This window comes from Quadrisphaera setariae, from assembly GCF_008041935.1.
Lineage (GTDB): Bacteria > Actinomycetota > Actinomycetes > Actinomycetales > Quadrisphaeraceae > Quadrisphaera > Quadrisphaera setariae.
Genome location: NZ_VKAC01000011.1, coordinates 28,469 through 42,286, shown reverse-complemented (window position 1 = coordinate 42,286; position 13,818 = coordinate 28,469). Strand labels below are relative to the sequence as shown.

Sequence of the window (13,818 nt, the reverse complement as noted above, 5' to 3'; positions counted from 1 at the left end):
GCCGCCCGGTCAGCCACCCTGGACCACCACCTGGGCGTCGGCCCGCTTCCACGCCAGGTGCAGCAGCACCCCCAGCGCGGCGATCCACACCACCTGCACAGCCGCGTCCCGGCCCAGCTGGTCGGTGCTGATCCGCCCGATGTAGAACGACAGCGGCACGTGCAGCGTGGTCTGGAACGGCAGCCAGCCCGAGAGGGTCTGGAACCAGCCGGGGAAGAACCACAGCGGGGCGATGGCCCCGGCGAAGAGGTTCTGCGCGAAGGCCACGATGGCACGCACCCCGCCGTTGTTGATGGTCCAGAAGCACGCGACGTCGACGAGTGCGAGCAGCTGGTAGAGGACCACCTGGCCGAGCGCGGTGGTGACGGCGAAGGCGGCCAGCGCCGCACCCGAGGCCGGAGGCTGCACCACCCCCAGACCGAGGACGACGACGAAGGCTGCCGCCGTCCACGCGAGCCCGTAGGCCTGGTCTCCCACGGCCCGCATCCAGTGGTAGCTCCGGGGCGCCAGCGGCCGCAGGTACCAGTACACGACGCTGCCCTGCCGGACGTGGTGCAGCACGGTGTCGCGGGCGGCCACGCGGTCCGGGCCGCGCAGCCGGGCGTACAGGGCCCCGACCACGGCGTAGGTGACGGCCTGGCCCTGGTCGAGGCCGGCGCTGATCGGCACCACCTCGTACAGCGCCGTCCACAGGCACCAGACGAGGAACACCTGGGTGGCCAGCTGCGCCAGCGCCCCGATGAGCCGCCCGGGCTGGAGCACCTCGTACAGCGCCGAGGTGCGGGCCACCCTCCACGCCCGCCCGAGCTCGCTGACGCTCGCCGGCGCCGGCGCCGGGCCGGGTGCGGGGGCTGGTGCGGGAGCCGTCACGGGGCGACCCCGGCGCGGCGCCGGTACACGGCGGCCATGACGTCCTCCAGGTCGTCACCGCCGGTCTGCAGGTCCAGCACGTCGTCGCGGTCGAGCAGGGCGCGCAGCAGCGATCGGTGGGCGGCGTCGTCGTCGCCGGAGTACAGGTGGGCGCCTCCGCTGCGACCGTCCAGGTGGGTGGTCTCCGGCGCGGCGCCGGGGGTGTAGACCACCCTGACGCGCCAGCCGCTGCCGTACTCGCGCTGCAGCTCGTCCAGCCCGCCGTCGTAGACCACGCGGCCGTGGTTGACCAGCAGCACGCGCTGCGCCAGCCGGGCCACCTCGGCCATGTCGTGGGTGGTGAGCACCACCGTGCGGCCCCGGGCGTCCACCTGGTGGCGGATGAACTCGCGCACCTGCTCCTTGACCACGGCGTCCATCCCGATGGTGGGCTCGTCGAGGAAGATGATCGGCGGGTCGTGGAGCAGCGCCGCCGCGAGGTCGCAGCGCACCCGCTGGCCCAGCGACATGTGCCGCGGGCGCTGGTGCCAGAACGCCGACAGCTCCAGCAGCGCGTCGAGCTCGGCCAGGCGCCGCTCGTGGGTGGCGGTGTCGGTGCGGAAGATGTCGCGGAGCATCCCGAACGACTCCGTGGCCGGCAGGTCCCACCACAGCTGCGTGCGCTGCCCGAACACCGCGCCGATGCGGCGGGCGTTGGCGATCCGGTCGGTGTGCGGCACGTGCCCCGCGATCCGGGCCCGCCCGGCGGTGGGCACGAGCACGCCCGAGAGCATCTTGATGGTGGTCGACTTGCCCGCTCCGTTGGGTCCGAGCAGCGCGAGCAGCTCGCCCTGGCCCACCGTGAAGGAGACGCCCTCCACCGCCACGGTCTCGGCGCGCTCAGGAGCGACGACCGAGCGCACGAACCCGCGCAGGCCGGGGGAGCGGACCACCGTGCTGAACACCTTGCGCAGGCCGTCGGCCTCGATCGCTGGCACGTCCACGGGATCATCCAGCCAGCGGTGATCGATCCCGGTCAAGGGACTTCTGCGGAGCCCGCCGCGTCGCGCGACGATCAGGTCGTGGCCAGCCCCACCGACCCCACCGGCTCGAGCAGCTCAGCCAGCCCGGCGGCTCCCGTCCGGGTCTCCGCGCACCGCCCGGCCGACCTGGACGCCGTGCGCGCGGCCGTCGCGCTCGGCGTCGACTTCGTGGAGCTGGACGTGCGGCGCTGCCGGGACGGCGTCCTCGTCGTCGCCCACGACGAGCTGGTGGCCGACGGAGCCCGCCGCGCGCCGGTGGCCGACCTCGACCACGCGACGCTGCAGCGGCTGTCCCCGCAGGTCCCGACCCTCGCGGAGTGCCTGCACGCACTGGCGGGCCGCGCCGGTGCCCACGTCGACCTGAAGCTCACCTCCCCGCCCCACCTGCACGACCGGCCCGAGGACACCTGGGAGGCCGACGCCGCCCGTCAGGTGGTCGCCGCTGTGGGGGAGGAGGGTGCCTTATTCACCAGCGACGACACCTCCTCCGTCCGTGCGGTGCGCGCCTGGGCCCGCGCCACGGGCCATGAGGCGCTGCTCGTCGGCCCGTCCCTGGGCGCCGACCCGCCCGGTCCGCTGTGGCGCCGCGGACTGCGGCTGCTCGAGGAGCTGCTGCTGCCCGGTCGGCGCCTGCGCGCCTGCGACGCGACCCTCGTCGTCGCCAACGAGGCCCTGGCGCGGCTCACCACGGAGCGCTGGGCGCGGCGCCACCACCTGCCCCTGCTCGTGTGGACTGTCGACGACGACGACGAGCTCGTGCGGTGGCTGCGCTCGAGCGCCTGGCTCGTCACCACCGACCGCCCCGCGCGGGCGCTGGAGCTGCGCCGCTGACGTGCCCGACCGCAGCCCCCTGCGAGCCGTCTGACCCGGCGGGGTCGGGGCAGCGGTGCCCGCCGCGGCGCGACGCCGAGGCGCCCTCAGCGCGTCGCGGGCGGGCACCGCAGGGGATGGCTCGTCCCGCCTCCACCCTGGCGCAACCGGCCGCCGCACCGCGCCAGCCGATGGGGTGAGCCTGGCGCGGTGCGGCAGCCGCTGAGCTTCCTCGTGCAGGTTCCGGCGACTTGTGCCAGCGAGTTCGTTGACCACCCCCGGGACCCGGTGTACGTTCCACCTCAATCGTTTTAGGCGCTCCTCAAATCGATTGAGGTGGCCGAACGTGCTCAGAGAGGAGCACCGCCCATGGCGGGTCTGTTCACCGGCGGCATCGACCGTCGCTCGTTCTTGAAGGCGGGGGCCTTCGGCGGTCTCGCGGCCGCCGGCGTGACGTCCCTGGCCGCCTGCGGGTCCGGTGGGAGCTCCGGCGGCTCCGGCGGCGGGTCCGGCACCCTGCGGATGCTCAGCTTCGGTGACCAGAAGGCCGCGGACGGCCTGCAGAAGAGCCTCAACACCGCGATCGCCAAGCTCGACAAGAAGGTGACGATCGAGGTCACCGGCATCACCGGCACCGACTGGAACGACTTCTTCGCCAAGGTCCTGACCCAGCTCGCCGCCGGGACGCCGCCGGACATCGTCTCGGTGGCCACCGAGGGCGTGCAGCTCATGGCCTCCAAGGGCCTGGCCATGCCGCTGGACGACTACGTCAAGCGCGACATGGACCAGCTCAAGGACTACTTCGCCGACGTCCACCCCTCGCTGGTGGAAGCGATGATGTACCAGGGCAGCCTCTTCGAGCTCCCCACCGACTTCAACGCCGGCAACATGTTCTACAACACCGACCTCTACACCAAGGCCGGCCTCGCGGCGCCCGCGAGCGACTGGACGCTGGACACCTTCCAGTCCAACGCCACCGCCATCGCCAAGCTCGGTGGCGACATCAACGCCTTCGACTGGGTCGTGCGCCTGTGGGGCAGCTGGACCTCCTTCATGTACGCCAACAACGCCAACCTGCTCGAGGAGAGCAAGTACGACGGCGGCGACTGGCTGTGGAGCACCGCCTACGCCGGGAACGACGCGGCCAAGGGCCGCGGCGGCGGTTGGAAGTGGGGCACCCCCACCGCGAACTCCGCTGGAACGGTGGAGGCGCTGGAGTACATGGTCGAGCTGCAGAAGGCGGCGCTGTCGCCCTCTCCCGACGTCGGTGGTGGTCAGACCCTGCAGGGCCTGTTCCAGTCCGGGCGCATCGGCATGGCCATCGGCGGCGGCTTCTGGGCCGGTGGGCTCCACAACGCGGGCATGGCCGACGGCTCCTTCGACGTGCAGCTCTTCCCGAAGTGGAAGTCGCAGCGCCACCTGTTCGGGACCGGCGGCTACGCGATCTTCGACTCCTCCAAGCAGAAGGACCTCGCCTGGGAGGTGCTCAAGGTCATCGCAGCGCCGGAGAGCTTCGACATCATCGTCCCCGGCAACGTCACCACGCCGGCGCGCAAGTCGCTCATGACCGCCGAGCGCTACGCGACCACCGGGCCGAAGAACTGGGAGGTCTTCTACGACACCCTGACCGACCACCCGGACACCGCGCCGATCCCGGCGCCGCCGTACTACAACGCCCTGGCGACCGCGCTGAACCAGCGGACCACCGAGGCGTTCTCCGGCGGCAGCGCCAAGACCGCGCTCGACGGTCTCCAGGCGGACCTGGAGAAGGCAGCCGGAGCCAGCTGATGGCCGTCGCTTCCGACCCCGGGGGCGCGCTCGTCAGCACCCTGGCGCGCCCTGCGACGCGAGCATCGCGTCTCAGGGCGCGCCGGGAGGCGCGCTTCGGCTACGCGATGATCTCCCTGGCGGTGCTCTTCGTGACCGTCTTCACCGGACTGCCGATCCTGGCGTCCTTCGGGCTGTCGTTCTTCTCCTGGGACGTCATCAGCGACCCGAGGTTCATCGGCCTGGAGAACTACACGCGCATGGCTGAGGACACGGCCGTGCTGCGCTCCTTCAAGACCACGATCCTCATGGCCGTCAGCGTCGTCGTCCTGCAGCTGGGCCTCGGCCTGGGCCTGGCGGTGCTGGTGAACCAGCGGCGGTCGAACGCCGCGCGCACGTTCTTCCGCACCGCCTTCTACCTGCCGCTGCTGGCCTCGACCGCCGCAGTGTCGATCTTCATGGGCTACCTGTTCGACTACAAGTTCGGCCTGGTCAACTACTACCTCGAGCTGGTCGGGCTGTCCAAGGTGCCGTGGCTGACCTCGGAGTTCGGCGCCTTCGCCACCATCGTCATGGTCGCGGTCTGGCAGCAGGTGGGCTTCACCTTCGTGCTGTTCGTGGCAGCGCTGATGTCGGTGCCCAAGGAGGTCCTCGAGGCGGCGTCCATCGACGGCGCCAAGCCGTGGGCGACGCTCATCCGGATCAAGGTGCCGCTCATCAGCCCGACGATCCTCTTCGCCGCCGTCGTGGCCTTCATCAACGCCATGCAGCTGTTCGACCAGCCCTACATCATGACCAAGGGCGGGCCCGGCACGGCGACCACGACGACGACGATCGTGATGTACCAGAGCGCCTTCCAGAACCTGCAGTTCGGCTACGGCTCCGCGATCTCCATCATCCTGCTCCTGATGATCCTCGCGGTCACCGGGCTGCAGTTCCTCGCCGCCCGGAAGTTGGTGTTCTACCAGTGAGCCTGAGCACTCCGGCCAAGCCGGCCATCGCCGACGCGCCCCCGCCGCTGCCGAAGACCGCCTCCACGGTGAGCGGCCTGACGCGCAACCTCGGACGGACCGTGGGCCTCGTCGTCCTGGTGCTGGCCGCGGTCACCGCCCTCGGCCCGCTGCTGTGGACCCTGACGACCTCGCTGCGCACCCCGGCGGAGTCCTTCAAGAACCCCCCGCAGTGGCTGCCGCTGCACCCGGACTTCTCCAACTACGCCGCGGTCTTCGACCAGATCCCGATCGGCCAGTTCTTCGTCAACAGCGTCATCGTGACCGTGCTCATCGTGGCGGGCCAGACCGTCACCTGCATGCTGTCCGGCTACGCCTTCGCGATGCTCAAGTTCCCCGGGCGGAACGCCATCTTCTTCGCCTTCCTGGCCACGATGATGGTGCCGCTGCAGACGATCATCATCCCGGTGTTCGTCATCGTCAGGTACCTGGGGCTCAGCGACAGCCTGGGCAGCCTGGTCATCCCCGCGCTCGGCAGCGCCTTCGGCACCTTCCTCATGCGGCAGTACTTCCTGCAGATGCCCAAGGAGCTCGGCGAGGCCGCCACCATCGACGGCGCCGGCTACTTCCAGGTCTTCTACCTCGTGTACGCCCGCATGGCCGGTCCGGCCATCGCCACCCTGGCCATCCTCAACTTCTCGGGGTTCTGGGCGGAGTTCTACCGGCCCCTGATCTTCCTGCAGACGCAGAGCAACTTCACCCTCCCGCTGGGCCTGGTGGGCCTGCAGGGCAACCTCGGCACCGGGTCGATCTCGGTCGTCCTGGCCGGCGTGGTGCTGGCGATGGTTCCCAGCGTCCTGCTGTTCGTCTTCGCCCAGCGCTACTTCATCGAAGGAATCACGGCGGGATCATTCCGATGAGCGACCACCTCACCCCTCGCTTCCACATCCGTCCGCCGAGGGGGTTCCTCAACGACCCCAACGGCCCGGTCCAGGTGGGTGGCACCACCCATCTGTACTTCCAGAACCGGCCCACGCTGGACATGGCCAGCCCCGTCCAGTGGGGCCACGCGACCAGCACCGACCTGGTCCGCTGGCAGCTGCACCGCCCGGCGATGGTCTCCACGCCGGACGGCCCGGACCGTGACGGCGTCTACTCGGGCAACACCGTCATCGACACCGACGGGAACGTGCGGGCCTTCTATTCGGGCCACGTGCGCGAGCTGCCGTTCCAGTCGGTGCTCACCGCGGTGTCCACCGACGGCGGTGCCAGCTTCGGCGCGCCGGAGCTGGCGGTGGCCGACCCCGCGCCCGAGGAGGGCGTGCTCATGTTCCGCGACCCCTTCGTCTGGCACGACGGCGAGCGCTGGCAGATGGTCGTCGGCTCCGAGCGCGCCGGGCAGGTGGCCGCCGTGCGCCGGTACGACTCCGACGACCTGACCGACTGGACCTACCGCGGCGAGTGGATGCACCGCCGCCGGTCCCTCACCACCGACGGCCACGACACCGGCTCCGGCTGGGAGTGCCCGCAGGTCGTCACGGTCGACGGCATCGACTCCGTGCTCGTGGCCGCGTGGGCCCAGACGTTCCTGTCGGGCAGGGTGCTGGTGCTCGACGACGCCCCCGGAGGCGTCGACCACCCGTACCCGGTCGACCACGGCACGAGCTTCTACGCGCCGTCGATCATGCGCGACAGCCCTGCCGGGCCCCTGGTCTTCGGCTGGCTGAAGGAGACCATCGAGACCGACGAGTGGGCCGAGCGCGGATGGGCCGGAGTCATCTCGCTGCCGCGCGTGCTCAGCCGCGGCGACGACGGAACCCTGCGCAGCGCACCGCTCCCGGCGGTGGACGTCCTGCGCGCCGGTGACGCCCAGGACGCCGACGGCGCCCTGCTGGACACCACCTGCTTCGAGCTGGAGCTGCCGATGACCTCGGCCACCACCCGGCTGTGCTTCGGCGCGGGGGAGGAGGTCGTCATCACCGTCGACCTCGAGGCCGACACCGTCACCCTCGACCACGACGGCGCGAGCCTCGACCACCGTGCCCACCGCGGCGTCGTCACGGCGCCGGACGCCTTGGCCGGCAGCACGCGGCCGTGGGCGGCCAGGGTCTTCGTGGACGGCTCCGTCATCGAGGTCTTCACCGCCGCGGGCCGCGCCCTGACCGCCCGGGTCTACCCGACCACCCCACCGCCGTGGAAGGTGCAGTCCGTCGTCGGTGCCCGCCTGTGGCACCTGCGCTGACGGTCGGCTGACGGTCGGCCGAACGGCTGGCACCGCACCGGGAGGGCTGGGCCGCCTCCAAGCCCGGCCCTCCTGGGCACCGTCCGCATCGGGCATCCTGTCAGCGGAGCACGTCGCCGGAGGGCGGCGGACCTGGCGACGGAGCAGCGGGGCGTCGAGCACGCGCACCTCGGAGCACCGACCCGGACGAAGGACCCCACCATGACGACGCAGGCCAGCAACAAGCCCGCCGGCCGGGTGACCATGGCCGACGTCGCGCGCAGGGCCGGCGTCTCGGTCTCGACCGTCTCCCTGGTCCTCAACGACCGCACGACCGTGCAGATCGCCGACCTCACCCGCCAGAAGGTGCGGCGAGCGGCCGAGGAGCTGGAGTTCCGGCCCAACCGCCTCGCCCGCTCGCTGCGCATGCAGCAGGCCGACACCGTCGGCGTCATCACCAACCGCGTCATCGGCCCCCTGTTCGCCGGCCGCATGCTCAGCGGACTGCAGGGAGCGCTCGTCGGTTCGGGCGTGGTGCCGATGCTCATCGAGACCGACGACGACCCCGCCAGCAACGACGCCGCCGTCACCGCGCTCATCGACCGCGGCGTGGCCGCGCTGGTCTTCGTCTCCATCGAGCCGACGGCGGTGCACCCCAGCCTGCTGCTGGGCGACACCCGCACGATCTACCTCAACTGCTGGCCCGCCGAGCCCGACGACTCCGCCGTGCTGCTCGCCGACGAGTACGCCGGCGGCCTGGCCGCCGCCTCGGCCGTCGTCCGGCGCGGTCACCGCCGCACCGCCTACCTCGGCGGTCCGCCGGCGGAGTACGCGGCCGTCCAGCGCTCCCGCGCCTACCTCGACGCCACCGGTGATGCCGGCCTCGACCCGGCCGAGCAGCAGGTCACCTTCGGTGACTACACCCTGGGGTCCGGCTACGCGCAGGCGCGCGCGGCGTTCTCCGGCCACCGCCCCACCGCGCTGGTGTGCGGCAACGACTTCATGGCCATCGGCGCGATGCTCGCCATGCGCGACCTGGGCGTCTCGGTGCCCGACGAGGTGAGCATCGTCGGGTTCGACGACGTCCCGGACATCGCCGACGGCGTCCAGCCGGCCCTCACCACGGTGGAGCTCCCGCACGCCGAGATGGGGCGGCGAGCGGGGGAGATCCTCCTCGGGCGCCGCCAGCCGCAGGGCCGCGAGCTCGTGCCCTGCGACCTCGTCGAGCGCCGCTCCCTGCAGGACGCCCCCCGAGCCTGACCCGGTCAGGAGCCCGACGCGGTCCTCAGGCGGAGCTCGGCGAGGAGCACCGGCCGCTCCTGCCCGGGCCATGTGCCCGTCAGCACGAGCCCGCCTGCCGCCGCACCCGTCGTCGTCGTGCTGAGCACGTGGAGCACGGTGAGCGCAGCGGCGTCGCCGCGGGTGGTCGACGCCGTGCCCTCGACCGTGACCCGCGCTGGGCCCCAGGAGGCGTGCGGCGGGGCGGTGGCCGTTCCGCTCCCTCGGACGCGCGCGGAGGCGGGCTGCGGCTCGAGGCCGTCCGCGGTGGCGAGGAAGAGGTCGGCCTCACGGCCGCCGGTGGCGATGGTGGTGGCCAGCGCGGTGGCGTAGACCGGGTCGTGGCGGGCGTCGTAGATCCAGCGATCGCCCAGGGTCGTGTGCGTCATCGTCGTGACGAGGGAGTCCTCCGCTCCGGCGCGCGGAGACCCGCGGTAGGTCAGCGGCACCTGGAGCACCTGCCCGTCGGCGGTGGCGAGCAGATGGGTCTCCATCCCGACCTCGCCGTCGGGGTCGTCGAAGCGGTACGCCCCGAGCTTGGTCAGCGACGAGGTGTCCGCGCCGGCGGCCCACGGCTGGGTGGGCACCCACGCCGCCAGCAGCTCGGCCTTGGTCGGGACGATCGTCGCCTGGTGGTGGACGGCCATCCCCGCAGCATCGCAGCCCCCGCTCGCTAGCGTGGCCCGGTGCCCTTCACCCCCGCGCACGCGGCGGCCGCACTGCCGCTGCTGCGCACGCCGCTGCCGGCGTCAGCGCTGGTCATCGGCACTCTCACTCCCGACCTGCCCTACTACACGCCTGCCGGTACGAGCTGGGACACGCACTCGCCGCTGTCGCTGGTGACCACCGACCTCGCTCTCGGCCTCGTGGCGTGGGCGGTCTGGCACTCGGTCCTCGCCCCTGCGGCCGTCGCGGCCTCACCGGCCGGTCTGCGGGCGCGGTCGTCGGGGGGCGCGGCCACCGGGCTCCGGCGGCGGCTCGCGTCTCCGTCGCTCGTGGCGTGGACGCTCCTGGCGCTGGTCGTCGGTGCCGCCACGCACGTCGGCTGGGACGAGCTCACCCACCCCGGCCGGTGGGGCACCGCGCACCTCGCGGTGCTGAGGGAGCCGGTCGGACCGCTGGAGGGCTACCGCTGGGCGCAGTACGGCAGCGGCCTGCTGGGACTCGTCGTGCTCGCGCTGTGGGCGCTGCGCTGGTGGCGCCGCACTCCTCCGGCACCGCTGAGGACGACGACGGGCCACGGGCCCACCAGGTCCGCGCTGCTGCGCTCGCCGTCGGTCGTGGTGCTGCTGGCGCTGTTCGCCGTGGCGGCGGTCGCCGGGTGCACCGCCGCAGCGCTGGCGCCGGACCTGCGTGCGGCGGCGTTCGCCGGCGCGACCGTCGGCGGGGGAGCGGCAGCGTCCGTGGCGCTGGTCGGCGCCCTCGTGTGGCGGGTGGGCGGGTTGCGTGCGCGGTGACGGGCGTCGGGCTGGTCGGGCTGCCGTCGTCGTCCTGCTGGCGCTGACCGGCTGCTCGACGGTGCAGCCGGAGGCGGTCCCGGAGCCGGCGGTCGTCGAGGGGGCCAGCCCAGAGCGCGAGTCGTGGGCGCCACCGCCGACGGGCGCGCGGTTCGACTACCAGCTCAGCGGGCCCTACCCGCCCCCCGCGGGCGTCACTGTGGTCGCTCGCGACCGGACCGCGCAGCCCGCTGGCCTCGGCTACGACATCTGCTACGTCAACGGGTTCCAGACCCAGCCCGGCGACTCCGCGGCGTTCGCCGCCGCCCACCCGGAGCTGGTGCTGCAGACCGCTGACGGGCCCCTGGCCGATCCGGGCTGGTCCGACGAGCTGCTCTTCGACACCTCCACCGCGGAGAAGCGCGCAGCCCTGCTGGACCTGGTGGGCCCCTGGATCCGCGGGTGCGCCGAGTCAGGGTTCGACGCGGTGGAGGTCGACAACCTCGACAGCTGGACCCGCTCGCAGGGCCGCCTCACCACTGACGACAACACGGCGCTGGCCCTCGAGTACGCACTGGTGGCGCACGAGGCCGGACTCGCGATCGCCCAGAAGAACGCTCCCGGGGAGTCCGGTCGGCTGCGGGTGGCGGGGTACGACTTCGCCGTGGTCGAGTCGTGCGAGCTCTACGACGAGTGCAGCGCCTTCACCGCCCACTACCCGGTGGTGCTCGACATCGAGTACACCGACGAGCTCGGCGCCGATGCCTTCGCCGAGCTCTGCGAGGACGGGGGCGGTGCTGGGGGCCTGGAGCGGATCCTGCGGGACCACGACCTGCTCACCCCGGACGACGCCGGCTACGCGTACGAGGTCTGCCCGGTCTGAACAGCCGCCGCGCTGCACCTCACCCGTGTCGCCGAGGAACCTGCGTCACGCGAGGTCGAGAAGGTCTGCGAGGTCGGGCAGGAGCGGGGTGGACCTGCGGTGGTAGACCCGCCCGGTCGGTGAGGTCCAGGTGTAGGAACCCGGACTGGGCTGGTGCAGGTCCCAGCCGCCGTGGGTCTTGGCGGTACCAGCGCTGGCAGATGCAGCCGAGGTTGCCGGCTTCGGTGAGCCCTCCGCGCAGCCGGGGGGGGAGCCGGCGCGCGCGGTGGGTGGGTCGGCGTCATCACCGACCGCCCACACCGGGGGCGCACTGGAGGTCATGTCCAAGACGTTAGAGGTCACCACCGACAGTCCGGTGGGCCTCATCACCGCAGGTCAGCGCCGTGATCGCAGCCTCGCAGAACGTGAGAAGAGCGCGTATGGCCGAGGGCCCCGGCGGGCGTCCACCGCGACGTCGCCGCGGTGCCCTGTGCTGGGTGGCGCACTCCCGGAGCCGGAGTGCGCTCGACCGGTCACACCCGCGACGCGCCGACCGCAGTCGGCATCCGGGCGACGTCACTGGGTGCAACGGGTGGTCACGCGGGGCACGCGGCGCGGCGGTGCAGGTGCCCGCTGACGATGAGTGGGTGCAGGAGCTCCAGAGGCGCCTCGAAGCGCTCGACCCCGACGCCAGCCACGCCCTGCGCATCATCGCCGCCTTCGACGAGCTGGTCGTCGGTGGCGTGGGCACGCGAGGGCTGCTCAGCGCGGCCGCGTCCATGGCGGGGTGCACTGCGGGCTTCCGGCAGGACCAGCCGGCGGTCTGCAAGCGGGTGGCTGCGTCCGGGGCGCTGCTCGACCCGAGCCCCGCGCTCAAGGCGAGCGTGGCGATCGACGGGCAGGCCGTCTGGCTGGAGCGCGAGGGCCCCGCGGAGGAGCACGACTCCCTGATCCTCACCCGCCTCGCGCTCGCGCTGAGGATCCGCCACGGGAGGGGGCGGGCGGAGCTGCTCGAGCGGCGGGACATGGCCGTCCTGCTCGACCCCGACCTGCCCCCGGGGGCGCGGCGTGCGGCCGCGAGCCGCCTGGGCGTCCGGCTGGAGCGGCGCCACCGGGTGGTGGTCGCACCGCTGTTCGCCCGGTGGACCTCCCACCCCGTCGCCCCCGAGGACGTCGTCCCCACGGCTCACGGCCCCCTCCACGTGCTGGTGGTCCCCGACGGCGGGGAGGCCGCGGGCGCCGCGCCCAGCGGCACGAGCGCCCCGGCGTCCGTCGACGACCTCCCACGGGCCCTCCTGGCGGCCGTGACGGCCCTGCGGCTGTGGGACCCCGACTGCGGGGGGACCTCCAGGGCGGAGCACTACGGGGGGCTGGTCGACCTCCTGGTGGACCTGCCGGACGACGCCGCCCGCTCGGACGTGGACCGCCTGGAGCCCCTGGCGGCGCTGTCGTGGGGGGCGGCCACTCTGGACGCCCTGGTGCAGGCGGTGTCGGTCCGGCACGCGGCCCGCCTCGCCTACGTGCACCACAGCACGATGCACCAGCGGCTGCAGGACGTGGTGGCCGCTCTCGGTTACGACCCGCTGGTCGGCTACGGGCGCGCGCGCCTCGGCGTCGCCTGGCTGCGGTGGCGGCTCCGGCACTCCACCGTCCTGACCGCTCCCGACGCAGGTCAGGGCCGGTCGTCGGCCTGCTTGCCGGTGCCGCGCTCCGCGCCGTGACCGTGCCCGACACGTGGCGGTCAGACACCCGCGGAACGTCCGACGGGTGTCGGTGCCGCTCCGGTCTCCGCCGGGAGAGGCTCTGACCTGACGGCGTCGGCACCCCTGCCCCCCCAGGGGGAGTCGGCGTCGTCAGCTCTGAGGCTGGCCGCACGACGGATCCCCCGTCCGCAGTGCGGTCAGGCGTCGCCTCCGCAGCCGTCCAACAGCCGGCGGCAGCGGGGGCGGCGTCCTCTCAGCGCCGCACGGGGTCCTGGCCCCGCACCAGCTCCAGGCCGCTGAGCAGGCTGGTCAGGCCCAGCTCGAACGTCGCCGCGGAGCGGTCCCCGGGCTGGGCCCGCGCGGCGTCCACGGCGCGGGACAGGCGCGGGCGGTGCTCGGCGTCGTCGTCCCAGACCTGTGCGGGCGCCCCCGCGTCGAGGGCGGAGCCGAGCACGAAGCAGTCGAGGGCGGCCACCACGTGCAGGGCGGTGGCGTCGTCGAAGCCGTCCTGCACCAGCACGTCGACCAGCGCTTCGTAGCTGCTGAGGACCTCGGGGTCGCTGACGGTCTGGGCGGTGAGGAGCGGGACGACGTGCGGGTGCGCCGCCATCGCCCCGCGGTAGCCGCGGGCCCAGCGCTCGGCGAAGGCGCGCCAGTCCTCGCTGCCGGTGCGCTGGGTGGGCATCCGCCCCGCGCAGACGAGGTTGCGCAGACCCTCGACGACGTCGGAGCGCCCGCCCGGCACGTGGTGGTACAGCGAGGACGCGCTCACCCCGAGCGACCGGGCCAGGCGCGGCATGGTGAAGTCGCCATCAGCGTCCACCAGGTCGAGCGCGGCCGCGAGGATGGCGCCGCGGGAGAGCAGCGGCGAGGTCGGACGCGCCACGGGAGCCTCCTCG

At 73.1% G+C, this 13,818-nt stretch carries 13 protein-coding genes; 9 read left to right on the top strand and 4 right to left on the bottom strand.

What is annotated here, in order from left to right; all coding sequences use genetic code 11:
- Window positions 1-9: 9 nt before the first annotated feature.
- Entirely contained in the window at window positions 10-870 is an 861-nt protein-coding gene (locus tag FMM08_RS17230) for an ABC transporter permease (RefSeq protein WP_147927623.1), read from the bottom strand.
- Window positions 867-1,847: an ABC transporter ATP-binding protein gene (locus tag FMM08_RS17225; protein ID WP_147927622.1), complete on the bottom strand. Its 981-nt coding sequence runs from the start codon at window positions 1,845-1,847 to the stop codon at window positions 867-869. The genes FMM08_RS17230 and FMM08_RS17225 overlap by 4 nt, the downstream gene beginning before the upstream one ends.
- Before the next feature lie 84 nt (window positions 1,848-1,931).
- Here FMM08_RS17225 and FMM08_RS17220 point away from each other — a divergent pair, with 84 nt between their 5' ends.
- The 6 genes from FMM08_RS17220 (at window position 1,932) to FMM08_RS17195 (ending at window position 8,900) form a co-directional block, all read left to right on the top strand.
- Complete coding sequence (locus FMM08_RS17220; RefSeq protein ID WP_187279820.1) at window positions 1,932-2,723, top strand: glycerophosphodiester phosphodiesterase; 792 nt, start codon at window positions 1,932-1,934, stop codon at window positions 2,721-2,723.
- A 348-nt stretch (window positions 2,724-3,071) separates the two neighbouring features.
- Complete coding sequence (locus FMM08_RS17215; protein WP_147927620.1) at window positions 3,072-4,490, top strand: ABC transporter substrate-binding protein; 1,419 nt, start codon at window positions 3,072-3,074, stop codon at window positions 4,488-4,490.
- On the top strand, window positions 4,490-5,440 hold the full coding sequence (locus tag FMM08_RS17210) for a carbohydrate ABC transporter permease (protein WP_222710881.1): 951 nt from the start codon (window positions 4,490-4,492) through the stop codon (window positions 5,438-5,440). The genes FMM08_RS17215 and FMM08_RS17210 overlap by 1 nt, the downstream gene beginning before the upstream one ends.
- A gap of 47 nt (window positions 5,441-5,487) precedes the next feature.
- Entirely contained in the window at window positions 5,488-6,339 is an 852-nt protein-coding gene (locus FMM08_RS17205; protein ID WP_147927732.1) for a carbohydrate ABC transporter permease, read from the top strand.
- Window positions 6,336-7,661, top strand: a complete 1,326-nt coding sequence (locus FMM08_RS17200) for a glycoside hydrolase family 32 protein (protein ID WP_147927619.1) — start codon at window positions 6,336-6,338, stop codon at window positions 7,659-7,661. The genes FMM08_RS17205 and FMM08_RS17200 overlap by 4 nt, the downstream gene beginning before the upstream one ends.
- 201 nt (window positions 7,662-7,862) lie before the next feature.
- Window positions 7,863-8,900, top strand: coding sequence for a LacI family DNA-binding transcriptional regulator (locus FMM08_RS17195; protein WP_147927618.1), 1,038 nt, complete (start codon window positions 7,863-7,865; stop codon window positions 8,898-8,900).
- A gap of 5 nt (window positions 8,901-8,905) precedes the next feature.
- Here the strand turns inward: FMM08_RS17195 and FMM08_RS17190 are convergent, their stop codons facing one another.
- Window positions 8,906-9,565, bottom strand: coding sequence for a CG0192-related protein (locus tag FMM08_RS17190; RefSeq protein ID WP_147927617.1), 660 nt, complete (start codon window positions 9,563-9,565; stop codon window positions 8,906-8,908).
- Between the two features lie 39 nt (window positions 9,566-9,604).
- On the opposite strand from FMM08_RS17190, the gene FMM08_RS17185 reads away from it, so the two are divergent.
- From FMM08_RS17185 to FMM08_RS17175, 3 genes are all read left to right on the top strand, one after another.
- Window positions 9,605-10,375: a DUF4184 family protein gene (locus tag FMM08_RS17185; protein WP_147927616.1), complete on the top strand. Its 771-nt coding sequence runs from the start codon at window positions 9,605-9,607 to the stop codon at window positions 10,373-10,375.
- A complete protein-coding gene (locus tag FMM08_RS17180) occupies window positions 10,365-11,237 on the top strand; it encodes an endo alpha-1,4 polygalactosaminidase (RefSeq protein WP_147927615.1) in 873 nt (290 codons plus the stop codon). The genes FMM08_RS17185 and FMM08_RS17180 overlap by 11 nt, the downstream gene beginning before the upstream one ends.
- Before the next feature lie 626 nt (window positions 11,238-11,863).
- On the top strand, window positions 11,864-12,937 hold the full coding sequence (locus FMM08_RS17175) for a CdaR family protein (RefSeq protein WP_187279819.1): 1,074 nt from the start codon (window positions 11,864-11,866) through the stop codon (window positions 12,935-12,937).
- Window positions 12,938-13,172: 235 nt separating this feature from the next.
- Here the strand turns inward: FMM08_RS17175 and FMM08_RS17170 are convergent, their stop codons facing one another.
- Window positions 13,173-13,805, bottom strand: a complete 633-nt coding sequence (locus tag FMM08_RS17170; protein WP_147927614.1) for a TetR/AcrR family transcriptional regulator — start codon at window positions 13,803-13,805, stop codon at window positions 13,173-13,175.
- Window positions 13,806-13,818: the final 13 nt, after the last annotated feature.